The organism is Pseudoalteromonas sp. NC201 (assembly GCF_002850255.1).
In the GTDB taxonomy this organism is placed as follows: Bacteria; Pseudomonadota; Gammaproteobacteria; order Enterobacterales; family Alteromonadaceae; genus Pseudoalteromonas.
The window spans coordinates 1,295,096-1,319,175 of record NZ_CP022522.1; the positions used below are offsets into that span (position 1 = coordinate 1,295,096).

Annotated in this window: 20 protein-coding genes; 8 read left to right on the forward strand and 12 right to left on the reverse strand. The window is 44.5% G+C overall.

Annotated features, from left to right (window positions below):
* From PNC201_RS05305 to PNC201_RS05325, 5 genes are all read left to right on the forward strand, one after another.
* The gene (locus PNC201_RS05305; protein ID WP_102056412.1) at nucleotides 1-1,335 is read left to right on the forward strand and encodes a sigma-54-dependent transcriptional regulator; all 1,335 of its coding nucleotides are present in this window, start codon (nucleotides 1-3) and stop codon (nucleotides 1,333-1,335) included.
* Nucleotides 1,328-2,596 (forward strand): sensor histidine kinase, encoded by a 1,269-nt coding sequence (locus PNC201_RS05310; RefSeq protein ID WP_102056413.1) that lies wholly within the window; start codon nucleotides 1,328-1,330, stop codon nucleotides 2,594-2,596. The genes PNC201_RS05305 and PNC201_RS05310 overlap by 8 nt, the downstream gene beginning before the upstream one ends.
* Before the next feature lie 111 nt (nucleotides 2,597-2,707).
* Nucleotides 2,708-4,081, forward strand: coding sequence for an MATE family efflux transporter (locus PNC201_RS05315; protein WP_010604084.1), 1,374 nt, complete (start codon nucleotides 2,708-2,710; stop codon nucleotides 4,079-4,081).
* Complete coding sequence (locus PNC201_RS05320) at nucleotides 4,065-5,039, forward strand: AraC family transcriptional regulator (protein ID WP_010604083.1); 975 nt, start codon at nucleotides 4,065-4,067, stop codon at nucleotides 5,037-5,039. The genes PNC201_RS05315 and PNC201_RS05320 overlap by 17 nt, the downstream gene beginning before the upstream one ends.
* Nucleotides 5,040-5,105: 66 nt before the next feature.
* Nucleotides 5,106-5,522 (forward strand): GNAT family N-acetyltransferase, encoded by a 417-nt coding sequence (locus PNC201_RS05325; RefSeq protein ID WP_010604082.1) that lies wholly within the window; start codon nucleotides 5,106-5,108, stop codon nucleotides 5,520-5,522.
* Nucleotides 5,523-5,530: 8 nt separating this feature from the next.
* Here the strand turns inward: PNC201_RS05325 and PNC201_RS05330 are convergent, their stop codons facing one another.
* A complete protein-coding gene (locus PNC201_RS05330) occupies nucleotides 5,531-5,983 on the reverse strand; it encodes a HugZ family pyridoxamine 5'-phosphate oxidase (RefSeq protein ID WP_102056414.1) in 453 nt (150 codons plus the stop codon).
* Nucleotides 5,984-6,181: 198 nt separating this feature from the next.
* On the opposite strand from PNC201_RS05330, the gene PNC201_RS05335 reads away from it, so the two are divergent.
* Nucleotides 6,182-8,206 (forward strand): methyl-accepting chemotaxis protein, encoded by a 2,025-nt coding sequence (locus tag PNC201_RS05335; protein ID WP_010604080.1) that lies wholly within the window; start codon nucleotides 6,182-6,184, stop codon nucleotides 8,204-8,206.
* Between the two features lie 15 nt (nucleotides 8,207-8,221).
* On the opposite strand, the gene PNC201_RS05340 is transcribed toward PNC201_RS05335, so the two are convergent.
* The 8 genes from PNC201_RS05340 to PNC201_RS05375 form a co-directional block, all read right to left on the reverse strand.
* The gene (locus PNC201_RS05340; RefSeq protein ID WP_010604079.1) at nucleotides 8,222-8,611 is read right to left on the reverse strand and encodes a YbaN family protein; all 390 of its coding nucleotides are present in this window, start codon (nucleotides 8,609-8,611) and stop codon (nucleotides 8,222-8,224) included.
* Nucleotides 8,608-9,198 (reverse strand): biliverdin-producing heme oxygenase, encoded by a 591-nt coding sequence (locus PNC201_RS05345; RefSeq protein ID WP_102056415.1) that lies wholly within the window; start codon nucleotides 9,196-9,198, stop codon nucleotides 8,608-8,610. The genes PNC201_RS05340 and PNC201_RS05345 overlap by 4 nt, the downstream gene beginning before the upstream one ends.
* A gap of 67 nt (nucleotides 9,199-9,265) precedes the next feature.
* Nucleotides 9,266-11,995 carry a TonB-dependent receptor gene (locus PNC201_RS05350; protein WP_102056416.1) on the reverse strand — a complete coding sequence of 910 codons (2,730 nt, stop codon included), beginning with the start codon at nucleotides 11,993-11,995 and terminating at the stop codon, nucleotides 9,266-9,268.
* Between the two features lie 84 nt (nucleotides 11,996-12,079).
* On the reverse strand, nucleotides 12,080-13,045 hold the full coding sequence (locus PNC201_RS05355) for a FecR family protein (protein ID WP_102056417.1): 966 nt from the start codon (nucleotides 13,043-13,045) through the stop codon (nucleotides 12,080-12,082).
* 10 nt (nucleotides 13,046-13,055) lie between these two features.
* Nucleotides 13,056-13,526: a sigma-70 family RNA polymerase sigma factor gene (locus PNC201_RS05360; RefSeq protein ID WP_010604075.1), complete on the reverse strand. Its 471-nt coding sequence runs from the start codon at nucleotides 13,524-13,526 to the stop codon at nucleotides 13,056-13,058.
* A 208-nt stretch (nucleotides 13,527-13,734) separates the two neighbouring features.
* Nucleotides 13,735-14,937, reverse strand: a complete 1,203-nt coding sequence (locus PNC201_RS05365) for an iron-containing alcohol dehydrogenase (protein ID WP_010604074.1) — start codon at nucleotides 14,935-14,937, stop codon at nucleotides 13,735-13,737.
* A gap of 78 nt (nucleotides 14,938-15,015) precedes the next feature.
* Nucleotides 15,016-17,355 carry an alpha-glucosidase gene (gene ygjK / locus PNC201_RS05370; RefSeq protein ID WP_102056418.1) on the reverse strand — a complete coding sequence of 780 codons (2,340 nt, stop codon included), beginning with the start codon at nucleotides 17,353-17,355 and terminating at the stop codon, nucleotides 15,016-15,018.
* 96 nt (nucleotides 17,356-17,451) lie between these two features.
* Entirely contained in the window at nucleotides 17,452-18,198 is a 747-nt protein-coding gene (locus tag PNC201_RS05375; protein WP_010604072.1) for a substrate-binding periplasmic protein, read from the reverse strand.
* A 180-nt stretch (nucleotides 18,199-18,378) separates the two neighbouring features.
* On the opposite strand from PNC201_RS05375, the gene PNC201_RS05380 reads away from it, so the two are divergent.
* A complete protein-coding gene (locus PNC201_RS05380; protein WP_102056419.1) occupies nucleotides 18,379-18,894 on the forward strand; it encodes an acyloxyacyl hydrolase in 516 nt (171 codons plus the stop codon).
* A gap of 169 nt (nucleotides 18,895-19,063) precedes the next feature.
* Entirely contained in the window at nucleotides 19,064-20,299 is a 1,236-nt protein-coding gene (locus tag PNC201_RS05385) for an MDR family MFS transporter (RefSeq protein WP_102056420.1), read from the forward strand.
* A gap of 64 nt (nucleotides 20,300-20,363) precedes the next feature.
* Here the strand turns inward: PNC201_RS05385 and PNC201_RS05390 are convergent, their stop codons facing one another.
* The 3 genes from PNC201_RS05390 to PNC201_RS05400 form a co-directional block, all read right to left on the reverse strand.
* The gene (locus tag PNC201_RS05390; protein ID WP_102056421.1) at nucleotides 20,364-21,434 is read right to left on the reverse strand and encodes a hypothetical protein; all 1,071 of its coding nucleotides are present in this window, start codon (nucleotides 21,432-21,434) and stop codon (nucleotides 20,364-20,366) included.
* A gap of 75 nt (nucleotides 21,435-21,509) precedes the next feature.
* A complete protein-coding gene (locus PNC201_RS05395; protein ID WP_102056422.1) occupies nucleotides 21,510-22,562 on the reverse strand; it encodes a hypothetical protein in 1,053 nt (350 codons plus the stop codon).
* A gap of 191 nt (nucleotides 22,563-22,753) precedes the next feature.
* Nucleotides 22,754-23,992, reverse strand: a complete 1,239-nt coding sequence (locus PNC201_RS05400; protein WP_102056423.1) for an NAD(P)/FAD-dependent oxidoreductase — start codon at nucleotides 23,990-23,992, stop codon at nucleotides 22,754-22,756.
* Between the last annotated feature and the right edge of the window lie 88 nt (nucleotides 23,993-24,080).

Genomic DNA, 24,080 nt, shown 5'->3' on the forward strand with positions numbered 1-24,080 from the left:
ATGACGCCAGTTTTAATCATCGACGACAACCCTGACGTGCGAATGTCAGCCACCATAGTGCTACAAAGTCATGGTTTTATGAGCCTTGAAGCCGCACACCCTGATGAAGCTAAAGCTATTTTATCGCAGCAGCCCGTTGCGCTTATTTTGCTTGATATGAACTTCAATAGAGATACAACCTCAGGAAAAGAAGGGCTGCAATTTCTTAGTTGGCTGAGACAAGCGCAAATGAGTGTGCCTGTGGTTGTTATTACTGCGTGGGCCAAAGTTGAACTTGCGGTCCAAGCAATGCAGTTGGGCGCATGTGACCTCATTGAAAAACCTTGGCACAACCAGCGACTGCTGAACACCGTTAGACGTTACACCAAAAGTGATAAAGCGCTATCGTCATCACATGAACCACACACAGACAATAACGCAACCACTCAGTTGTTTCAGCAAGCTCAGCGCGTTGCAAAAACCAATGCTAACGTACTTATTTTGGGAGAAAATGGCTGCGGAAAAAGTCAGTTGGCTAAATATATTCATGATAATAGCGGTCGCTCTGAGCACGCTTTTGTGAGCGTGAATATGGCCGCTATTCCAACGGAATTATTTGAAAGTGAGTTATTTGGCCATTGCAAAGGCGCATTTACCGATGCAAAAGCAAACCGCACTGGACGGTTTGAAATGGCTGAAAATGGCACTTTGTTTTTAGATGAAATCGGCAGTTTGCCGTTGTCACTTCAGGGCAAGCTATTACGCGTGCTCGAAACGGGTGAATATGAAGTCGTGGGAGATTCTGAAACGCGCCGCAGTAACGCGCGGATTGTTTCTGCCACTAATACGGATTTGTCAGAAGCGATTAACACCGGGCAGTTTCGTCAGGACTTACTCTATCGCTTAAATACGGTGGTGCTAAGGGTGCCACCACTCAGAGCGAGATTAGCAGAGCTTCCAAGCTTAGCAGCCCATTTTTTAACAAAGCACACCCTACGCCATGGTAATGATACTGGACGGGAGCGCTCGCTAACTGCTGCGGCGCTAGACAAATTATTGAGTTACAGTTGGCCTGGGAATATTCGTGAGCTATCTCATGTCATTGAACGGGCCGTGATCTTAGGACTTCAGCCTGAGGTAACCGCGGATGATATCGAGCTTGAGGAAGGTGTACTAGAGCAAGAGCTCCCACTTTTGAGCCTGGAAGAAGCCGAAAAACGCATGATTGCAAGAGCGATCCGCCATTTCGATGGCAATGTAGTGGCCGCTGGAGAATTTTTAGGTTTGAGTAAATCTGCAATTTATCGACGCCTAGAAAAGTACGATATTAGCCCAAAGGCAGAGCTTGATGGCTAAGCTGGCATCACTTGAGCACAAGTTACTTGTTGGCTTTGCGATACCTATAATCACACTTGCTATGCTCGCGCTTGGGTTGATCTGCTATTTTGAGCTTACGTTGTTAAGTGCAATCACTTTGTTGCTCGGTGTGATGATCCCCTCTGTATTAGCACTGAGTTACGGCTATCAATCAGTAATGCAGGTGCTTGAAAGTTTGGCGGTCCAGTTGGACGGTGTAACCAATGAAGAGTTTGGTGTATGGCAGTTAGCGCAATACCGCAAGGGTCGGGTTGAATTGCTCAAGGCTGAGCTCAAAGAAGCTGCCAAGCGATTACAGCAAAAGCGTCAAGAATATGGTCAGAATGAAGCTTTTGTATTTAATTTTATGAGCGAACTCACCCTGCCAATCGTGGTACTTGATGCGCATCATCATGTGTATTTTGCCAATCATGCCATGAATACAGTGTATCCAGAACAGGTGTTACATGGTGCACATGCTAAAGCTCTGGCGCTTCAGTATGTGGATGAACAATGGCAGCATACGCAGCACATCTCTCGATTTAGCATTGCGGCTCATAAACTATATCGGGGGCAGCGAGCCTATCAATTATTGGTGTTTTTCTCGGTGGAGCAAGCGCTGCGAGATAATGAAAAGCAGGTATGGCAAAAGCTACTATCGGTACTCAATCATGAAGTGCGAAACGCCTTAACTCCGGTGTACTCAATGGCGCAATCCCTGCAACAAGATGGCAATATCATTTCACCTGAGATGCAGCAAACTATGCTCGGTGTAATAGAAAGTCGTGCAGCTCATTTACAGCAATTTGTTGCAAACTACGCACAAGTAGCGCAGCTTCCACCCGTTGATATGCAAAACATTGAGGTGGAGTTGCTGGTATCGCGCTGGCAAGCTTTATTTCCCAGTGTTGAGATAAAGGCGCTTAATAAGGGCTTGGTTTATTGTGATGAAGCTCAGCTAACGCAGGCTATGATCAACCTTGTCAATAATGCTGAGCAAGCAAATCAATCTGCGGGGAATGATGGCATAACACTAACCATAGATAGACCAAAAAATTGGCGCTTTACCCTAGAAGATAACGGCGCTGGTATCGCCAATCCAGATAACCTTTTTGTACCATTTTATTCTACTAAACCAAAGGGATCGGGTATCGGCTTGGTGTTGAGCCGGGAGCTTATTCGTAATCAGCAAGGGGAGTTGCATTTAGCGAATTTACCGGACAATAAAGGGGCTCAAGCTGTGGTTACTTTGCATTTCTAGTAAATTTAGAAAAACTTCGCAATATTTGAATATTTATCTTTCTTTGGAATTTGTAACCTCAGGTTAAGTAGTTTTACCTTGCCATATTATGGCAACTGAGGAGTAGTTTACATGAAAGATAAAAATCAATTAGGGCTCGTGCAGCTCGCCGAGATGCCCATATTAGTGCTGTTTATTCGAACCTGTATTCCCATTTGTATCGGTTTACTCGTTGTGGGTTTATATGCCTTGGTTGACGGCTGGTTTATTAGTCGCTACGTGTCAGAGATGGCATTTGGTGCCGTGGCTATGGTTTACCCGCTGCAGGTGTTAATGATAGCGCTAACCGCTATGGTATCTGCAGGTATGGCGGCCACAATGACAAGATTAATCGGAGCAAAGCAAGTAGGTAAAGCCGCAGAGGTTATCGGTCATGGACTGATAATTGGCGGTATAGTTAGCGTGGTATTCTTGGTACTTGGTTGGCTTTATCCACTTGAGCTCTTATCACTTTTGCAAGTGGAAGCGGTTTTTGTAAAGGATGCGCTTAGCTACATACAGCCGTTATATCTTTGTGCCATTACCGGAGTTTTATTACCTATCGTGGCTGATATGTTCCGTGGTCAGGGTAAACCGCAGTTGATGATGCTGTTGTTATTAGTCTCGGCTGTGCTCAATATACTGCTTGATTATCTATTTATCGCGCAATTTGGTTTGGGGGTTGCAGGTGCGGCATATGCGACAATCGCAGCGCAATTGGGGGCATTGATTATTGCGCTTCAGCTAAAAAGAAAGCGTACTGACTTGCTTGCGGTTAAGGTGTGTTGGAAACCTCGTGCTTGGCTACCGATCCTCGCAATCGGGATGCCTATCTTGATCACGCAATTTTGCCTTGGCGTGCAAACTGCGGTGGTTAACTGGCAGCTGTTGTCTTTTGCAAACGAAAATTGGGTAGTCGCCCACGGCATGCTGGGACGTATCATTAATTTTGCAATTCTACCCGCGATTGCAATGTTGATCGCATTTCAAACTATCGTCGGCTATAACTTAGCGGCAGGACATAGTGGGCGAGTAAGAGCGTGTACGCGAGTTGCTTTTTTGGGTATGACAGGATTTGCACTGCTATTGACGCTAGGGTTGATGGGATTGCCGAGGCTATGGCTGAGCCTGTTTACCGAAGCGAGTGAATTTCTCGAAATAGGAGAGCGCGTTTTTCGCTCAGCCCTTTGGGGGATGCCGCTATTTGGCGTGGTAATTTTAGCATCTGGATTTTATCAAGCAAAAGGTGATGCCAAACGCGCTTGTTTTTACAGTGCCTTGAAGGTGATGTTTATTCTAGTTCCATTAATCGTTATTGCACCGCACTACTTTGGCTTAAATGGTGTATTTATGGCACTTGTAGGGGCTGATTTTATAGCCGCAGGGTTAACATTTATACTGTGTTGGCGGCACTATCAACAGGCTAAGAGCCAATCGGGAGAGATACAGCTTGCATCAATCAACTGAGCAAAAGTTAAGCGCTGAAGAGATATATTTAGGGCGGTTACAACCTGTCATTGAGTGGGTGCATAGTAATCCAGAGTCGCCGCTTTCGTTACAGCAAGCGGCGAGCCTGAGCCATTTTTCTAAGTTTCATTTCCAGCGCATTTTTGCAGCTGTGATTGGTGAATCTTTGAGCCAGTACACTAATCGCGTGAGGTTGGAGCGCGCGGCCAATATGTTGTTGCTAGCCGAAGAGTACAATGTGACAGATATTGCGCTACAGTTTGGTTTTTCTGGTAGCGCAAACTTTTCGCGAGCGTTTAAAGAGCACTTTGGTGTGACTCCTTCAAGTGTGCGAAAAACAGAACAACTACGTAAATTGGTGACAAAAAATAACATTGAGCCGGCCCTTAACACGACACAACTTACCCGAATACACGCATTAAGAGCTGAGCGACACAGTGTTATCCAGCCGGTTAAACTACACTCCATTTCACAGCTACCCTTATGTACATTACGCGCGTCACAAGGCTACCAATTGCAAGGAATTAGCGCCTGTTGGCAGCAGCTTGCAGCGTGGGCTAGTGCACATGGACTGGATTATAGCCAAGTACAAAAGTTTGGTTTTGGTCATGATAACCCCGTTTTTACGCCACTAGATAAAGCGCGTTACGATGGCGCAATTGTGATTAACGACGAGTTAAAATCTGCGGTGACTCGGCCATATCAACTCAATGTGCTCAGCGCGGGAATATACGCAATTTTTGATTACCGTGGAGCAATTAAAGACTTGTTGAGTTTCCAATTAGATATTTTCGCAAAGTGGCTGCCACAAAGCGGATACGAGCCAGAAGATGCGCCCTTAATTGAACATTATCCTGAAGTAATTTCACAAGAAAATGGAGGCTCGCCAAGTGAAAAGGTGATTGCGCTGGAAATTTGGTTAAAGGTCAAGCCGCTAAAATTTACTAAATCAATCTAAAAACTTCACAATTCGCCCACAAACTTTAAGCATGATCAACCGTACACCAAGCGGGAGATTAAAAAAGTGGTTGAACTAGAGTTAATTCGAGTTGATAAATACAGCGAGCAGACTTTTACACATTTGCTAGAAGCGAGCCATTATCAAAAGCAAGTGGGCTCGTTTGAACTGTGTAGCGCAACCAATATCGCTTATCTTTTTTATGCAGATGGTAAGCTGGTTGGCTTTACCGTAATAGGTATTTCAAACCGCCGAGAGTTTGAAGTCTGTGCGCTTTATATTACTCCTGCCGAGCGCAGAAAGCGTTACGCCACCGAGTTTATGGCACACATTTGGTCAGTATACAAAGGTCGTTGGAAAGTGCGTATGCAAGATAAGCTTGAAAGTTCGTGCGGTTTTTGGCGCAAAACCTTGGCTGAGATGACCAATCAACCGCAATCGCATAGACGAGAAAGCGAGTTTGAACACGCTTTTGCAGTGTAACACCTACGTTAGTACCATTCCTGTTTTTCTAGCCAAAATGCACGGCCAAAACCGCCTACATATCGAACCCTAGCCACTTCAATTCGCCATAGGTGGAAGTCACAGAGCATGGCATATTGCTGAGCTTTTTCGTGCTTTATTACGAATTGTGCAATCAGGCTTTCGCTATCCGCTCTTGGTAGTTTGTGTGCATGCCCAAGAATAGTAACTCGCGCATTTTCAACGTCTTCAACCGCACCATCACCGAGCACCATAAACGAAAGTGCCGGGTGCTTGGCTAAATTCTTGGTGTGCTGGGCGATATCACTAATAAAGAAGTAAAAGTGATTATCTTCAAGAAAAACATATTGAGCGATAGAAGAAAAAGGAAAGCCCTTTTGGTTGTTAGAGAAGGTAGATAAAAATGCGCTCTTATGGTTTTGGCATAAGGCCTTTGCTTCGTTGATTGCGGTTTCTCTCATCTTGTTATGCTCTTAAATAATAAAAGACCTAACCGCAATGATCGCTAAAACTAAAAATAAAATCAAAAACTAAGTAAGCAAAACCGCAAATTTGAAGCTACATTTTTAAAAGGTATGTTGGTAATTTTTAGAGTATTTACTTGGTTTTTTATCCCATTTGTAACATAGTTTGTTTACTCAAAATAGAGCAATGACATTATGCTAAGTAAACTAACAATAAAACAAAAAATTACTTTAGGCTTTAGTGCATTAGGCGTGCTGCTGTTACTTGCGTGCGTGCTTGCCTATTTAGCATTGGCGCAAATAAAGTCCGCTAATCAAAATATGGGGCAAATTACTTTGCCTATTCAGCGCAGTGCTGACGCCTTGCAACTTGAACAGCTTAAGCTCAGCAAGTTGGTTTCTCAAGCTTATACCCTCGAAAGCGAGCAAGATATCAATCGGGCTCGACAGCAATTTACCACACAGCAGCAACTGTATGTTGAGCGCCAGCGGCACTTAACGTCATTGACGCAAGCCATGCCTGAATTTGTCACACCATTAAAGCAAACTCTGGCGCTGGGTGAGCAGCTCAGTCGTGCCGCAGAACAAATGTTGCAGGCTAAGGCTGATGTTGTACAAGCGCAGCAACGGATCCAATCACAATATCAAGCACTTAAACAGGATAAAGAACAGGCCAGCAATGCCATGCTGGATCTTGAGTTAATCGAGACAGACAAAACACGGCAGTTGGAAGAAATGGTCGGGACTGGCGTTCGTATTGATGACATGTTGTTTACACTGGAAAACAACAGTCAGCGGATCAGCGGTTTAACGCTAGAGCAAGTAGATCAGCACCAGCAAGATATGTTGTTTTTGTTAGATAATATTGAAAATAACCTAACGTTTTTGAAGCGCCAAGCCTATGGCATGGATGCAGATGATTTGTTAAATCAGTTTAGTGAGGGCATGACTAAGCTCAGGGAAAAGCTGGGTGAGCCCGGTCATCTTTATGTCGCGGTACAAGAGAAACTGCGTCAGCAACAGCAAGCTGCAATGTTATATAAGCAATCAGAGCAGCATGCGTTTGCCATTTTAACCGAGCTTGAGAAAATGCAGCAAAGCGCTAATGCGGCGTTTAATCGTTCTCAAAATAATGCTGAAACCCTTATCGAGCGAGCGCAAAATACCGCCATTTTATTGGTGATTGTCTTTATTGCTTTAGGTGCGTTTATCTCGGTTTCAACTAGCCGGGCAATGCTTGGGCCGTTGGCTGCGGTGAATAAAATGCTCAAATACCTTGCTGCTGGAGACTTTTCGAAGCAAATGAGTAAGCGCAGTGATGATGAATTTGGTCAGTTAATTGATAATATTAATCAGGTGAAAGACAATCTCCGTGCTTTGCTAGAGTCAATCAATAATCAGGTTCATGAGTTAGAAGGACTATCGGAATCATCATTAAGCGAAAGTAAACAAATAGCCAATAATGCGACTGAGCAAATGCGCCGCATGGATAATGCCAATCGCTTAGCACAAAGTATTTCAGCTAGTGCTTTGGCGGTTTCCGAACGCTCGTCAGATAGCCTCGCGAGCATCCATACCGCTAACCAGCATAAAACCGAGGTCAGTAAATACACACAAGACAATAAAGAACATATTCTATCGCTCAGCACGCGCATGAGTGAAGCGGTAGAGAGTATGACCAAATTGACCACACATAGCGAGAATATCGGCAGTATCTTGGATACCATTGTTTCTATTGCTGAGCAAACCAATCTGTTGGCGTTAAACGCAGCAATTGAGGCGGCTCGAGCTGGTGAGCAGGGAAGAGGGTTTGCGGTGGTCGCCGATGAGGTTAGAACGCTTGCGTCAAGGACGCAAGAGTCGACTAATGAAATTAACCAAATGATCGCAGCTCTGAGACAGGATACACATAGCGCCTCTGAGGCCATTAACTCCGGCCAACGTGATGTTGCCTCATGTGTTAAACAAAGTGAGGCGCTTGCCAGTGCCATGGATGAAATTGCCAACGCTATTTTACAGGTTACGCAGTTGAGTGAAGAAGTCAGCCAAGCCGCTGATCACCAAGCGACGGATTGTCAGCAAATTGAGCAGGTGATGCTAGATGCACAAAGTACCGCAAATGAGAATGCTCAGGCGATGCAAAGCTTGGCTAAAGGCAGCGAGTCGCTCAGTAGCTTCTCGCATCGTCTAGCAACACTGGTTGAGCGTTTTAAATTATAAGAATGTAAACTGGTATTACACACGCTTTGATGGTCTGGAATAAATATAAGACATTACTGCGATCTTTATACTGCCAACTACACAGGCCAACCAGGCTGCTGGTGAGAGCAAAATAAGTAAAGCATAGCTCGCTGTCATGCCCACTGTTGCCATGACTTTGGCCTTGAGCGGAATAACCCTGTATTGCTTCCATTGCGTTAATGAAGCGCCAAACCTTGGGTGATTTAGCAGCCACAAGGCAAGCCTAGGAGAGGCTTTTGAAAAGCACGCCAAAGCCAGAATAAAAAACACAGTGGTTGGCATGACGGGCAAAACAATACCAATAACACCGAGGGCTACAAATAGATATCCGCATAGCAGTAGGGCTATTTTTTTATAGTTGGCTAAGGCGGCTTTAAACATCATGAATAAACGTGTGCCTGGAATGCTTGGAAACGGGTGAATGCCTGACGAGCACCTTCAATTAGCGCCTGTTCTTGCTGTTCGCTCAATTCAATTGCGTCTATGATTTGCACAAGCTCTCGCCAAGCGCTGCCGCGACCGGCTCCTGGGCCTGCTAAATATCGAGCGCCGTGCTGCGCATCAAAATTGAGCTTGGCCCCAACTTGTTTACCCAGCATGGCTGCACCGACCTTTGAGCCCTCAACCACATATAGCCAGCCGAGCGCTCTGGCGACGTCGGTATTATTGGTTACTTCTGGCATTAAGTAGGGAGTAGGGATGGTGGTTTCAAGGTCGATAAAGTCTTGCTCAAGCAAACCTAAGCGGCGGCGCGTGGCCAAATCAGGAATAAGCGCTAATAATTCTGGGTGTTCATAAAGAGCGCTCACATCTTTTAAAAAATAAAACTGTAGTCGTAAGAAATCGAGATAGCTTTGTGTATTGGCGAATGGGTCTTGCGCCATAATGGATTTGTCTACATTGTCGTGGGTATCTGCAGTTGCATGTTTTAAGTTTTGCGCTCGAGAAAGTGCAGAGGTAACGGTAGTCATTGATGCTCCAAGGTGATGTAAAAATATAGCGCTGTCTTTAAGCAAAAGTACAGCGCCTAAGTGTTGATTAAAGTTTGAGTTCTAAGCCAATCGAAATGGTTTGGCCAGGTTCTGGCATCGCGACGATTGAGCCGCTTGAAACTTTATACTGATCGGTCAAGTTGGTGATCGCTAGGTTGCCTTTGATGCTGTCGCTAAAGATATAATCAAGATAAAAGTCGAGCTGATAGCCTGCTGGAATATACTCAAGCGCAGTTACTCCAGTCCCTGCCAAAAAGCCGCCCGGGTGATGTTTCTCAGCGTGTTTTTTGTAAGTAAAACCCGTATCAATTGTGTCGTTAAAGAGTGTCATACCAAGCGTTGCGATATAGCTTTTTTCAGGAGGCACACGAAGTGGTGTTAAACTCCCCGCAAAGCCGGTCGTATTACAAGTATCGACACCTGCAGCCTCGGCCATTAAGCGTGAGCACATTTTGACGTCGGTGTACTTTGTGTAAGATAACCTGCTGTAAAATAAGTCGCTTTGGTAATGAAGGCCAAATTCCGTGCCGGGGAGTTCAAACTTATCATAGTTGGTAAAGGTGAACTTTTGATCCCATGAAGGTGCGTCGGGTTTGGGCAAGAAGCCTGTTGCCAACATACTTTCAATATTCGTGTAGAAGTACTCCGCCGAGATAATTAGCTTATCCCCGTGGCTGAGTAAGTTGCTAAAGTCACTCTCAAAGCCAATATCATACGATTTCGTTTTTTCAGGGGTGATCGGGTAGTCACTAGAGTAGGAAAACACCTCATTAGAAACTGTTGTTTCGTACAGGTTTGGCATTCGATATGCGTTGCTATATTTGGCTTTAATAACTGTATTATCAAGCAGTTGATAATTTGCTTGTACAGTCACATCCGCTTTGGCATCAAATGTAAGTTTTTCGCCTGTTTGATAGTCCTCGTTGACCGAGTCATGAAGGTTTACGTTCAGTGCAAACTCTACAGGCGCAAGATCGATATTGGCATTGGCGAATAATGCACGTTTTGTTTGTTTGCCATGTCGTGAAGTGGCTTTTAAATTGAAGTCAGCAGGGTACCAGTCTCGATTAAAATTATCTTTCCAGTCTTTATGAGGGCTTAATTTTTCAACCTGCCAGGATAGGCCGTACGTCAAAGTAATCGGTGTATTTGCCAACGATAATGCAGAGGTATTGAACGCACTTATCCCATGACGCTTATTGTTATAACGGTGAAAATATTGCCCCGCATTTGCTCCTAGGTTACTGCCAAGCGCATTATATTGCTGTAACCTTGCGCTGGTACGCCAAACGTTAACACTGAGGTCGACTAATGAGTTATTACTCGGTAAAAAACGGTATAACGCACTGGCACTGTTTACCAGAGCAGAGCCTGGAGCCCACTGCGGCATGGTTTCTACGCCTTCTGGAATTTCTTCGGACATCCATTGTTCTTGGCCATTTTCATCTATCACCTTCCAAAACTTGGTGTCACCGGCTCTTTGTTTATACCAGTAGGTGGCCAGCATTTCTCCCGCTTCTTGCTTATGGTAACGTGTATTCACCTCTAACGATTGTTCGTCCGTAAACGCATAAGTTAGTTTGGCAAGATATGAGTCGCTTTCAAAGCTTGTATTGACGACTTCGCCATTTTGGTTAACTGGAGGTGGGATCTGGTCGACTACTGTTACTTCGTCATATTGCCCCTCATGATCAGTTGAAGGCACCCAACGCACGTACTCCACGGTTTCAACAAAGTCGTCAAAGCTATTTTTACCAGCAAAGTAGTTACCAACCTTTTTCTTACTATAAGCGAGTACCGCTTGTAAGTTATCCTGTTGATAAGCGGTTGCTAGCGTAAACCCGCCGCCTGCAAAGTCGAGTGTGTCATTGTGGTTGCTGATTTCATAATAACTTTGCAGGCCAAAGCTCTCTGGTACTTCAGGTGTTTTATTGTTGTTATGCGTATTTACCTTAACTAAAGCGCCAAAACGCTTACCGTCTTGGAGAATATCTTGCGTGCCCAATGTTCGGATATTGACTGTTCCGCCGATTGCACCTGAGCCAAAAGGTGATGCTTTGGCCGATGCGCCTTTTTCGACATTAACCGAGCTTATCAAGTTTGAATCGATATAGGTTCTGTCAGACGAGCCCATATAGCCGCGGTTTGTGTGCGTTGATTGCAAACTACCGTCGATGAAAATCGGCACTCGACCTTCGCCTTGCATGCCGCGAATACCAATATCAAGTGCGCCAGCTTCGTTTCGAATATTGTTTGCCTCTATACCAGAAAACGTTGAGAAAATATCCGAGTTAGATAAACCCTTGGTTCGAGCAATCTGTTCACGATTAAGATTGAGTTTATCGCCTTTGACCGTGATAACTTCAATATTATCTTGCGGATTTGGTGTTTGGCTGTGCTTTGCCTTTTCCTGAGTATTATTGGTTTTGCTTTTTACAGGCGCTGACCCGTTAATCGCCGCTTTAATAACGATGTTGTTGTCGATAATGCTCGCTGTTAGCTGGCTACCTTTTAGTGTGCGTTCTAGTGCCTCGGTTAAACTTACCTCTCCTTTAAGTGCTGGGGCTTGCAGGCCATTTAATAGTTTCGCATCGGCAATTAGATTCATACTCGCAGCTTCAGCTACCTGCGTTAAGGTATGGCTAATAGGTTGCTGCGTAAGATTAAATTGATATAAAGCAACATGACTCTGCGCGGTTGCAGGCAGGCTCAGGCTAAGCCCGAGTGCAAATGCTAAGGGAGTGAGTCTTGTGTTTAAAACAGAGCGAGTTCTCATTGTTATGCGTCCAAATAAATTACCTAAGATGAAAACGAATGAGAATGAGAACTCCTCAATAAAAATTTGAATATTTTTATCTCATCATCGAGAATTAACTATAACTATATGATTGTTATACTCTTTAACTTCTACAGGGAGAACATGTGGAAGTAAGTTTAAAAAGCTTTCGAGCTCTGATGCTACAAAAGTACCCGAAATAACCAATTGCTCAGTTGATTGAGCGCTTAAGGTGTAACTTATCGCATGATGTCGTTTAAATTCCTCAAGTGCTTCGTTAAGTGGTGTATTGTCGAACACGAGTCGTCCTTGCTTAAACGCATCAACGAGATTGAGGTTTGGATCAAACTCAGCCTTGACAATGCCGTCACTGTCCACGACCGCCATTTGACCTTTTGTCAGCGTTATTTGCTGATGTTGGCTTTGCACGTTTACACGGCCATGATCCACCACAATGCGAACGCTATTGGGTTTTTTATCAACAGAAAAGCGGGTACCTAATACGGTAATTTTTGTGCTACCGGCGCTGATAACAAATGGACGGCTTTTGTCACTGGCAACGTCAAACAATACGCGTCCACTGAGTAGTTTATTACTACGCCGATTGCCATCAAAATCAATAGCGAGGGAAGTTTTGGCATCTAAGGTCAGTCGAGATTGGTCGGGCAGTGAGATATTGCGTAATTCGCCTCGTGCTGACTGATAGCTGGCGTGAAAGGTGTCTTTGTTTACTTGAAAGAACCACGTTTGATAGCCAAAGAAACTCAACGCAAAAAGTGCAAAGCATGCAGCAATGGCGAAGTACCGCTGAGTTGTCTTTGATTTAAGCTTCGAGTGTGTAATTGGATTCTCTAATTGTGCAATGTCTTGATCTGAAAATTGCGATAACAGTCGCTCAATCTGTTTACTTTCTTGATAGGCTGTTTGGTGCGCACGGTTCTCACCAAGCCAACGATTGAGCGCTTGCTGCTGCGTTTTACTGAGCCCTTGCCTTTCGAGTTCCAGCCAGTGGTTTACTTGCTGCTGTATTGATACATTATGACGGTCCATTGCGATTCTCTTATTGTTTTTGTAATGCGTTACGGCAAGCGAGCATGGCAGTTGCCAAGTGTTTTTCGACCATGCTGACAGATATCCCCATTTGCTCTGCTATTTGTGGCTGGCTTAAGTTTTTAAATTTATAGAGCACAAATGCTTGCTTAGTTTTTAGGGGTAAGGAGTCGATACTTCGATTAAGTAATGCCAGTTGTTGTTGACTTGCAAGCTTAGCCTCAGGCTCATAATAACTTGGCGCGACTAATTCGAAGTCGTCGGGCTCAGCAACGGTTTGATTTTTGCGATACTGATCAATCACAATGTTTTTTGCGGCTTTAAAAAACAGCGCGCGCTCTTGCGTGTTATCCTGCTTTGGATTGCTGCTTTTATAACTTAGTATTCGGGTATACGCCTCTTGGACTATATTTTGAGCCTTATCTTTGCACCCCACTGAACGAGCGATATAACTTAATACTTCTGAGTAATAACGTTCCAAAATACACCAGTTTGCTTTTCAAAAGTCGCGCATACTAGCATTAAAAATTGTTATTGAGAATTGTTTTTGTTTGCGTTTGTCGACTTTTAACTGTTCGTTAATAGGTTTTATGTTTTTAGTGCTTTCACTTGATGGTTTTTTATAAAGCTTTGAAAAGTTTGGGTTTATTTTAAATTTCTTTGAGTCCAAACACTAAACGAAGTGCTTATTAAGGCGTAGGAGCGATACCTTTTATAATGCGTTGGCAGGCGCAGGGATCCATAAAATGGGGCACCGGATAATCTGGATGTGCTTCTTTTAGCGCCAGCTCTGCGAGTAGCGCGGCATCATCAGGAAGTACTTCGGCGAGCGTGGTTTGGATCTGTAAATCAAGCAATAAGCGCTTGATGTGCTCCAACAGGTCATCCGCTTGGCGTTCGACGGGATAGTCTAACGAGGTTAATCCACAGTATCTGGCGATGAGCGCGAGTTGCTGGTTAATGCGCTCGCCATACCAGGTTAGCACGGGCATGAGTAACACCGCATTGGCAAGCCCGTGTGGCGTACCATATTGAGCGCTCAATTGGTGTGAAATTGCATGTACGTAGCCGACAGAAGTTCTGGTAAAAGCTTGTCCTGCGTAATGGGAAGCGAGTAGTAGTTGCGCCCTTGCTTCTAGATTTTGTGGGTCTCGTTGTGCTTTGGGTAAATATTCAAAGATGGCTCTACAGGCCTCAAGAGCACGGCCGCGGCTAAACTTAAGACAGTTAATGCTCAGTAGTGCCTCAATGGCGTGGGTTAGTGCATCAATTGCCGTAGTCGCGGTGATATGTGCAGGCATACTTGTGGTTAATTCCGGTAATAATACGGCATGGTGCGGCACTAAACAAAAATCAGTCGCGGCATACTTGGCGTGATTGCTAGGATCGTTAACAACGGCGGCAACGGTGGTCTCCGAGCCGGTTCCTGCGGTTGTTGGGATCGCGATATTCGGCGGTAGGCGTTTTAAGACTTTAAACAACCCTTTGAGTTTAGTCACCGGTTTGTTCGGCTTGACAGCCCGAGCACCGATCAGCTTGCCCGTGTCGAGTACCGAGCCACCGCCAAGCGCGATAATTGCTTTACACTGATGCTGTTGGTAGACCTTTAGACCATCTTCAACGTTTGTTATGGTTGGGTTGGGTAAAACATCTGCGTAATAATGCGTGACTAACTCTGACTCACGTAGTGTGTTTTCCACAACCTGATGCAAGTTGAGCTTGAGCAGCACTTGGTCGGTCACGACTAAGACGTTATCTCCATTTTTTAACCCCAGCGCCTTAATGGCGTCTAACAGCCCCGTTTTTCCCTGATGTAATTTGGGATTCGGGATCCCGATAAAAATAACAATGCACTTTAGGGCAAAATGGTAAATACGGTAAAACCAACTCATTGCGATCCGTCTAATTTTGTTTTTGTATCATTTAAAAAATGTAGACGGATCATCACTGAATTGCTAGCAAATTTTCGGCTAGTTTGTAGTGATTTGCTGTGAAACTGGCTTTTCTTCTTTAATTGGTGCTTTGGGCTTGTCCATCTCAAATGCTTCTATCATCAGCAAAATATGGGCCGCGCTCCATGAAAAGTTCGGTGCACCTTGCTGCTCGCCGGTGAGTGGATTGTAGTTTTCGCGAATAGGCGCGTTTTGCAGCAGACCATCCGCATTTTGCATAAATCGATCAAGCAAAGTGTTCGCTTCAGTTTCATAACCATAATAACTTAGTCCCATCAAGCCAAAATACAATTGGTCAAGCCAGACACGACCACGCCAATAGATGTTTGCACCAAATGCAGGGTTGGTCTGGGATGCAGAGCCTAGAGGAATATAGGTGTTGAATTCACTGGGGCTGAGCATTACTTCAGAGACGCGTTTAGCATGATACGCTGTTGCGACCTGATTAAAGAGCGGAGCCCAACCCTCGGGGCCGCGACCACGTTCAATGATTGGTTTCCCTGCACAGCCATTTTCAAGCGGTGACGGGGCAATGCGAATATCGTAGTAGTATCCGCTGTTATCGTCGAACATGCAGCGGTTAATATAATCGGCGATTTGCTTTGCTTGTGCTGAAAAGGCTTTGGCTTCCTGTGGCTTAGCCAAGATATTGGCGATGGTACTCAAGTTTTTGGTGTCAGAATAAAAATAACTGGCCCCATCAACCGACTCTTGCATCAAAGAGTAGCCTAGCAGATGGCCTTGGGCGTCCATATTGCTAGCAAATTCGACTTGCCAGTCTTTAGCATCGCCACCTTGTTTCACATAGATCTCAAGCTGCTGTGGTGAGATAAAACCAAAGTTAGCAGCATCGTCTCTTCCAGATTCCCATGACGCTGCGGTCTGTGCGGGAATACTTATCTGTTTACCCTGTGCCTGCGCATCGCGATAGGCTTTTAGCCCAAAATGGGCATGCTTTTGCTTTCCTTCATGTAGATAAAATAACAACTCTCCCGCTTGATTATTATGGTGTTTATCTATGGTTGCACCAAATTCTGGAATACCATTTTGGTTGTGATCACGGTTGCGCAGCCACCAATCACGATAGGCGACAAGTTTAGGGTAAATTTGTGCAAGCCAAGCTTTGTCTTTGCTGGCATGGTAGGTATTCAACACCGCCCAAGCGGCCAGCGAGGGTTTTGAATTCCGTTCGCTCCAATTACCCCCATCGCCACCGCGTTCTGGTGGCTGGTTATAACCAATTAAATCGGGTAATAAGCCTTTATCTTGGGGTCTCACAGGATCGTTAGCTGCTATTTGATAGGAAAATACGGCATCAATGTTGGCCTTGGCTAAATCTGGTGCAAATAGTCTCAGCGCTGACGCTTGTTTCCAACTGTCCCAAGGCCAAGTTAAATTGCCGGAAAACCAGCGAGCAGTGACCGAAGGCGATACGGTATCAAACACGATTGCCCCTGCAGGAGATCGCCAGTTACCAATGAGGGTTTCAACGGCTTTTATCGCCAATGTTTGTTTATCTCGTGGTAAGGTTTGATAGCGTGCTAAATAGCCCATCCAGCGAGCTTTAGAGCGTTGCCAATACGTAACAGGGGATGAGAGAATTTTGGCAACGGCCTTTGCTGTTTGTATGCGTTCCTGTTGATTATGGACATAACTTATGGCGGTATAAAACTGCAGATCACCAGAGATTTGTGTCTCGCTATAATAACGGTCATTTTCCACCACATTTTTGAAAGGGATTGTGCGGGTGATTGAGTACTCGTTGCTACCAGAGGTCAGAAGCGCCCACGGATCGCGAACACGACCAAAAGTGGTACTGATCCCACTTTCGCTGGCAACCATGGTTGGAGCGAGCTTAGGGTATTGTTGGTCCAGTGCTTGTTGTTGATTAAGTTGGTGGAGTAATTTGCCGTCCAATTTTAAAGTAAGTCGTTGCTTAGTATGAATAGTGGTTTGAATAAGAGAAGTGCGCTCGCTAACAAAGCGTAAGCGGATCGTCACCGTCGCGAGCTCATGTCTGAGCGTTTGTACCAGCTCTCCTGGTAGGCTGTACTGCGCTGCATCAAATTGCAATTTGATATCACCGTGAAAAACCTGTAGACGCTCAATACGTTCAAATAAATAGGTTAAATACTCTTCGGTGATAATCGCGTTACCCGTAAAACCACCAAATTCCGCCGCGCTATCAGGAAGTAAGTGACCATGCCATGCGCCGTTGTCAAACAGTGGTGAATAGGGACTATGGCCAAACTTGTCTGCGGGCTTCATCACCTGAGGGTGGCCAAAGCGTGAAACTGCGTTGATGATCTTTGGGCTTGCGTGTGTTTCGCATGCTACAAAGAGCACGAGTAATAACATTCCTGTGAGTACTTTCATTTGTTGTTTTTTGAATAAAGTATACAATTTTGAAAATGCTATCACAGCGACGTACAAAGTTCAGTAGCAAACGATGAATTACTCGTCAATGGGGCAGCCGACATCAACCTTTTTGCGTTGCATCTGCACCCGTTCAGCGGCGGCGCGTAGCCGATTTATATACTCTGGAGGGGCGCTCGGGTTGGCGGTTAAATAGAGGGTTTTACTTAACTCAGGGACTTCTAGCACTTTGTCCCATTGCTCCACTAAACCCATTCTAGCAGCCATTCTATCTACAAAGTTTTCGGCACCAAAAATAAAGTCTATTCTGCCTCTTTCAAGCAGCTCACCTGCACGACTAAAACTGGTTACTGATAGCATATTCTTATCGGCGACAAAGCCTTGTGCTTTTAAATAGTTTTCGGAGAGCTGATCAGCCGCAACAGCGACAACATGTTGTTTGATTTTCCATATTTCCCACACCTGCTGATCGGCAATATCAGCACGCTTATAAAAGGCGACCTTTAGCTCACAAAGTGGCGCAATCCAGATATGGTTTTCTTCACGTTGCTCCGTTCTGGCGATCGAGTAGAGCAATGAATAAGGGGATTTTTTGGAGAAGGCTTTTGCGCGAGTCCAAGGCAACATATAAATTTGATAGCTTAGCTCTGCTTCCCACATAATGAGGCGCACGATATCAGTGGCAAGCCCAGTAATGGTGCCGTTCTTTTGCTCTATCTGGTACGGAGGAAAATGCTCGGTATAGATATCTACTTTTGTTGGTGCTGCGGCTAAGGCACTGAATACACTAAATATCCCTATAACGCTCCCAATTATATACTGCATACCACATTCTCAAGATCGTTTTTAATAGTATAACTCATAATTTGTTATTGGTTTTAGTTAAATTAATGTACCGATTAAAACTTCAGATTGGTGCTTAAATGGCAATTATTATATGGTCTTTTGGTGTCTTTTAAGAATTAAATAACGGCGTAGAATTGCTCTTGTTGTAGAGGAGTCGTTATGCGCTTAGTTTTATTCTTGCTTATGTTGTTTGTGTCTACTTACTCACATGCTAGTGAAGTTGCAGTTGATTATGTGATGGGAGAGGGGGATGTAAAAGGACTGCGGCTTGGGTATCGTCCCTTGCATTATAGTTTAGCGGATTATGGTTTTGGAGAAGGTGCCTATGTTTATTTTGAGCTGAGCACCAACTATTGGGAATACGGCAAACCAAAACGCTCAGACACGACGTTTGCTATTGCATTGTCACCAGTGCTTAGTGTTCCACTGAATGAGTTTGCTGGAAAGCCGGTAAATTTTGAGTTTGGAATTGGCATGACCTACGTCAGTGATACTCGATTTGCGGGTAAAGACATTGGTGTTCACTATCAGTTTGAAGACCGCATTGGACTTAGTGTTAATTTGAACCCCAGTACTAAAGTTGGGATCCGATATCTACATTATTCTAATGCTGGTTTGAGCGACCACAACCCCGGTCTTGACTTTTTTAATGTGTTCTACGTTAAGCGGTTTTAACGCTTAATTTCATTGAGTTAGTTTTATCTCCCTTTGTGATTTCAAGGATGAAATTTTTTCTTCATAAAATTCCAGTATCCAAGATAATAGAATGCAGTTAAACGCTTGACCTAAACTAAGGTTTAGGAATTAGGGTTCTGTGTAAACCAATAATAATCAAGGAACATCAATGGAGAATAGCTCTGCAATTGAGCGGTTAAAGCGCTTTACACCTTTAGTTTGGGTAATGCTTGTTGGTAACTTTTTCGTTCGCGCTAGTTACTACATGGTATGGCCTTTTTTGGCTGTTATTCTTTACGAAAATTATGGACTGAGTGCAACAGAGGTCGGTTTATTGCTGACGGTGTCAGCGACTTTCGCCGTATTTTTGGGGTTTTATACGGGGAATCTCGCTGATCGCTTTGGTCGCACCAAAATGCTCTACACGGCAGTGTTTGTTGGTGTGATTTCTTTTTCTCTGTTGGCTGTGGCTGAGTCGTTGTGGTTGTTTGCAACCTCAGTGTTTTTAGCTTGTCTACCTAGGACGCTTTGGGATGCGCCTAGTAAAGCGTTACTTACTGAAGAACTTGCCGACGCAAAAGACAGAGAGCTTGCACTGCATTTACTCTATTTTCTCGTGAATGTGGGAGCGGCTTTAGGACCATTGTACGGGCTATGGGCGGGGCTTAATGGTGAGCAGTTTAGCTTTATCTATACTGGCATTTCGTATATTGGTTTGTTGCTCGCGCTGCTTTACTTTAGACCTAAACTGAGTGAAGCGCAGACTTTCGCTTTGCAGTCTGCCGCTCAGTCGGTACCCAAGTTTGCAAAGTGGCTGAGGATCTTACGAAAAGATAAAGTTTTTTTAATTGTGCTCATCGCTACAACTTTAGTGTATTTGGTTTATGCGCAATGTGACTCTAGCTTAGTGCAGTATTTGACGCGTGCAGAGGTCCCCGATCTAGCTTGGCTAATTTCTAGCTTAATCATCGCAAATTCTAGTGTGATCATCGTTTGTCAGTTTCCATTACTACATCTGATGCGTAATTGGCGCATTGAAAATAGGCTTTATGCGGGTGGTGTGATATTGATTATTTCACAAGTCATGATGGCCTTGAATGATGTACACAATATTTGGGGATGGATTGCAGCCATGATGGTGTTGAGTCTGAGCGAAGCAATTATGTTTACTAACATCAATGTCTATATTGACAGGTTGGCACCAGATAACCTGAAAGCTAGCTATTTTGGTGCTGCTGGCTTATGTTCATTGGGGTATGCATTAGCGCCCATTTTAGGTGGGCTTATTTTAGATTTTTACTCCGGTATGATGCTGTTTATCATCATGACCTTAGTATCTATCACCGCACTTGGTTTTTATCGTATTGCTGAGCTGAGGCCTAAGACGACGGCTGAAGCGATATAGCTTAGCTAACTCGGTGACCTAAAAAGGGTCACCGTTTAATTATCCAAAGCAAAGGTTAGTTGCTTTACTTACCTGCCATTTTTTGCAAGTAACCTAGACGTTGACGCTCGGCAGCCGAGGGCTTATATGGGCGCTTCTCCAGTGCGTCAAAGTAGAAATCAGTGATGTGGTATTCGGTTATTTTGCTATCACCAAACTGCGCAAGCTCTCCCGGCATTGGCGACATTCTCTCAATCACAAATGTCTTTAACGTGAACTGGGATGGGCCGGATTTAGCTGAAAAAGGAGCAAGCACCGACTGATGTGCTTTTAAGTTGAATACCTGTTTCCCTTCGCTTAACTTTTGCTTTTCAACCAAATGACTGATTGGTGTGCCATCGGGAGTAAATAGGTTTGCACGGATACGATAAGTACCACTTTGCTTTACTTCAAGTTGCAATGGAATTATCAAGTCAGCTTGCTCGGGGTAAGGTTCAGCAATGGCGAGCAGTGTGGCGCTGGGCTGGTAATAGCGGATACTTGCTGTTAATGCAACGGCCTTAGCCGAGTTTGGTTTAGCACGCACAACAACATTCAGCTCTTGAGGCCATGTCGTCTCGCCATCGACTGCGCCAAGCCAAATACCATTAGACTCTTTGAGGCGGGTGGTAGATAAGGTTTGCTGCGATGTAGGGTCAAGTATCGTTGCGGTTGCATTAGAAAATTGACTACCAGATAAACTTATCTCGATAGTAGCGGGGTGTACAAAGCGATATTGATTCAGCGACAAAGATACTTGTTCGTTGTTTTCTTCAATTGGCATTTCGATGGCATAGAAATGATTTGGATTGAGCCTATCAAAATCACCTTTGCCAAGGGGCTGTGAATAAGGCGGTAGAGAAATAGTATATTCATAGTGTGCCGCAGCTGATTGCGCAGCTTGTGCCAGTGGTAGCGATTCGATCAGTGATTGTTTTTGTGTTATCGCAGTTTTAGGTGTGACTGGTGGTGTTGTTGGTGGTGTCAAAATAGGTGTGGTGACTTGTGGTGTTGCTGCTAACTCAGGTGAGGGCAGAGCTTCGCGCTGCAAGGCAAAATATCCTGCAGTGATACAGATCACAATAAGAATGGCGCTAATCAACAAAAACTTTTTCATAGCAATACTCGGTTAATATAAGGAACTGCATGGAGCAGTTCCTTGGGTATAGAAATTAGCAAAATAACCGTTAAGTTACAGTGAGTTTAGTATTAACTGTGAAAAACTTTGTGAGTTAGACTCGCTAACATAACGGTAAGTTTTTTTCCAAAACCAGCTACCCGTTGTTTCTTCATAGGTGTTGTAGCTAATCGTTTTATAACCCGCGTTAAACTGAGTACGAGCCGCTGTTACTTTGCCTTGGTATCCAGCATCTGGCAGGTTACCGTGGCTATATTCCGCGCTCATTAGTAGTGGATAGTGATATGGCATAAAGCTAGTTACTGCATCATCTTGGGAGGCTAACTGACCGTTGATAGCAACGCTTGTACTACAACTACCAAAGTCACCTTTTGCTGATGCACCACAAGAAGAGTGCGTTGATACAACACCATCGTCGTTACCTGGTAAGAAGCCTGAAGTTAGGCCGTAATAGTCGCTTGCATCAGCAACAAAGCGTAGGCGAGGCGCATTGTCACTCGGATACTGAGCAACTTGTCGCGCATTATTTACTTTTAAATCCCACATGATACCAAACTCTTCAGGCATGCTGCCCAGCCATGCCTCAACTGCTTGGCGAGTTAGTTCACCTACTACACCACCAGAAGTCGCAGCGTTGATAGCTGTGTCTGCGAGTTCGCTTCCGCCACCCGCGCCTGCAAGGTCGAAAGTAGCAACGATATTAAGTGGTTGAAGGCCCGCATTTTCAAGCCAAGTTGCTTGGTTATCTAAGATATAGCGCGCGACTAAATCACCCGTTGAGTGGGTAACAAAGACACAGCCAGGATTACAAGTGCCATTTTCTGCAAATGCTTTTAGCTTTGGCCAAATATAATCTGTTGCGATTTTGCCTTGCAAACGCTCATAAGAAGGCCAATCAATACGCTCATCAGCGTGGTTTATCCAAAAAGATGACCAGTATTCTTCACCTTCAAGTTCGACATTGGTGCTGTTAGGGCGGTTAAGTTGGTCCGCTTGAAAGCCATGAATTAGAATTGTTTTATATTCTGAGGCCTGTGCGGGAGTTGCAAGTGCAGTGCCTGTTAATAACGCTGAAAGTGCAGCAGTGTATACAAAGTTAGTTTTCATTGTCTAAGTCCTTTAAAGCGCCAAGTGCCACATCTATGGTCGGCCTACAACAAAATTCCCCACTTTGTTTAATCGCAAATAAGGGAAACTATAGGCATCGCACAACTACTTTCACTACTACTGAAACGCATCTTTGTTAGTATATTATGTGGCGTGAGAAGCTATTCCCACGCCGGTCTCAAAAGCTAAAATCACGCCATTTCAGGGTTATTATGGAGATCAGATAGCAAGTTCAAAGTTTTCTCGCTGCGGTTCACAAATGGGTTAGTCTCATCCCATACATAACCCGCAAGCACAGAAGTGATTTGGCTCTTAATTTTTTCAGGCTTGTTGTTTGAGAAAAATAAACGGCGCAAGCGCCCGTCGTACCAGCCTTCAATATAGGTGCGCATGACAGCAATCCCTTTAAGCATATGCGCTTCATATTCTTGCTGCCAATTTGCTTCTTCGCCATTTAACTGCGCAACAATGAGAGCAGCAGCGCGTGCGCCTGACTCAATGGCAAACATAACACCGGCTGAAAATACGGGGTCAATAAATTCGCTGGCGTTACCGGTTAGGACAAAGTTTTTACCAAACAGTTGTTTGATACCTTTAGAGTAGCCTTTGATCTCCTTTGGTTCCATACACAGCGCCATTCCTTCCAACATTGCAGAGGCATGTTGATCGCGAGCAAGGTAGGTTAAAAAGCGCGCTTTAGCATCGCCTTCTGCACTTTCCAAATACTCAGGGTTACCAACAAAGCCGACTGAAACACGACCGTCAGAGAAAGGTATTAGCCAAACCCATACATCCTCTTCGTGAACCAGAATCGTTACTTTATTGTTTTCAGCCCCAGTTTCTATGCCATCAGCTGGTTTAAATTGCGCGAACAAAGTTGCCCGAGTCGGTGCTGACGAAGGTTCATTTAAGTCAAGTAGATTTGCTAGTACTCGGCCATAGCCGCTTGAGTCAACAACAAATTTGGCTTGGATCTCCTGCTCGTCGCCAGCCTCATTGACTACCTTAATGATAGGTTCTTCTAGATCCATGTTGGCATCGACTACGGAAGTGCCAAATTCGATGGGGGCACCCATTTTTTGCACTTCTTCAGCCAGTACATTGTCAAAGTCATCTCTTGGAACTTGCCATGTCCATGTCCAGCCGTCGGTGTAATTTTTAGAGAAATCGAAAAACTCTTGGAAGTCATCTTGTTTAAAATTAGCACCGATTTTCTTTTGGTAATTGCGTGCGACTAACGCATCCATAAATCCAGCATCTTCTAAATGCTGCATACTTTGTGGTAGAAGACTTTCACCGATAACATAGCGTGGAAAGTGGCTACGTTCAACGATCTTCACGGTTAACCCTGCTTGAATTAGCTTTGCAGCGGTCATTGTCCCAGCAGGTCCAGCGCCGATAATAAGTACATCTACATTTTCCTTAGCCATTTTGTAATTCCTTAATCATATATTGTGAGAAAATGTGGCAATTAATTAATCCTAGAGTGAAGAGGGGAGCTCCCTTTAATGCCTCACT

Bases quoted from the DNA above. Each gene is read 5' to 3' on its own strand.
- PNC201_RS05305 (WP_102056412.1), top strand. From the start codon at position 1: ATGACGCCAGTTTTAATCATCGACGACAACCCTGACGTGCGAATGTCA.
- PNC201_RS05310 (WP_102056413.1), top strand. From the start codon at position 1,328: ATGGCTAAGCTGGCATCACTTGAGCACAAGTTACTTGTTGGCTTTGCG.
- PNC201_RS05315 (WP_010604084.1), top strand. From the start codon at position 2,708: ATGAAAGATAAAAATCAATTAGGGCTCGTGCAGCTCGCCGAGATGCCC.
- PNC201_RS05330 (WP_102056414.1), bottom strand. From the start codon at position 5,983: ATGAGAGAAACCGCAATCAACGAAGCAAAGGCCTTATGCCAAAACCAT.
- PNC201_RS05335 (WP_010604080.1), top strand. From the start codon at position 6,182: ATGCTAAGTAAACTAACAATAAAACAAAAAATTACTTTAGGCTTTAGT.
- PNC201_RS05340 (WP_010604079.1), bottom strand. From the start codon at position 8,611: ATGATGTTTAAAGCCGCCTTAGCCAACTATAAAAAAATAGCCCTACTG.
- PNC201_RS05345 (WP_102056415.1), bottom strand. From the start codon at position 9,198: ATGACTACCGTTACCTCTGCACTTTCTCGAGCGCAAAACTTAAAACAT.
- PNC201_RS05350 (WP_102056416.1), bottom strand. From the start codon at position 11,995: ATGAGAACTCGCTCTGTTTTAAACACAAGACTCACTCCCTTAGCATTT.
- PNC201_RS05355 (WP_102056417.1), bottom strand. From the start codon at position 13,045: ATGGACCGTCATAATGTATCAATACAGCAGCAAGTAAACCACTGGCTG.
- PNC201_RS05365 (WP_010604074.1), bottom strand. From the start codon at position 14,937: ATGAGTTGGTTTTACCGTATTTACCATTTTGCCCTAAAGTGCATTGTT.
- ygjK (WP_102056418.1), bottom strand. From the start codon at position 17,355: ATGTTATTACTCGTGCTCTTTGTAGCATGCGAAACACACGCAAGCCCA.
- PNC201_RS05375 (WP_010604072.1), bottom strand. From the start codon at position 18,198: ATGCAGTATATAATTGGGAGCGTTATAGGGATATTTAGTGTATTCAGT.
- PNC201_RS05380 (WP_102056419.1), top strand. From the start codon at position 18,379: ATGCGCTTAGTTTTATTCTTGCTTATGTTGTTTGTGTCTACTTACTCA.
- PNC201_RS05385 (WP_102056420.1), top strand. From the start codon at position 19,064: ATGGAGAATAGCTCTGCAATTGAGCGGTTAAAGCGCTTTACACCTTTA.
- PNC201_RS05390 (WP_102056421.1), bottom strand. From the start codon at position 21,434: ATGAAAAAGTTTTTGTTGATTAGCGCCATTCTTATTGTGATCTGTATC.
- PNC201_RS05395 (WP_102056422.1), bottom strand. From the start codon at position 22,562: ATGAAAACTAACTTTGTATACACTGCTGCACTTTCAGCGTTATTAACA.
- PNC201_RS05400 (WP_102056423.1), bottom strand. From the start codon at position 23,992: ATGGCTAAGGAAAATGTAGATGTACTTATTATCGGCGCTGGACCTGCT.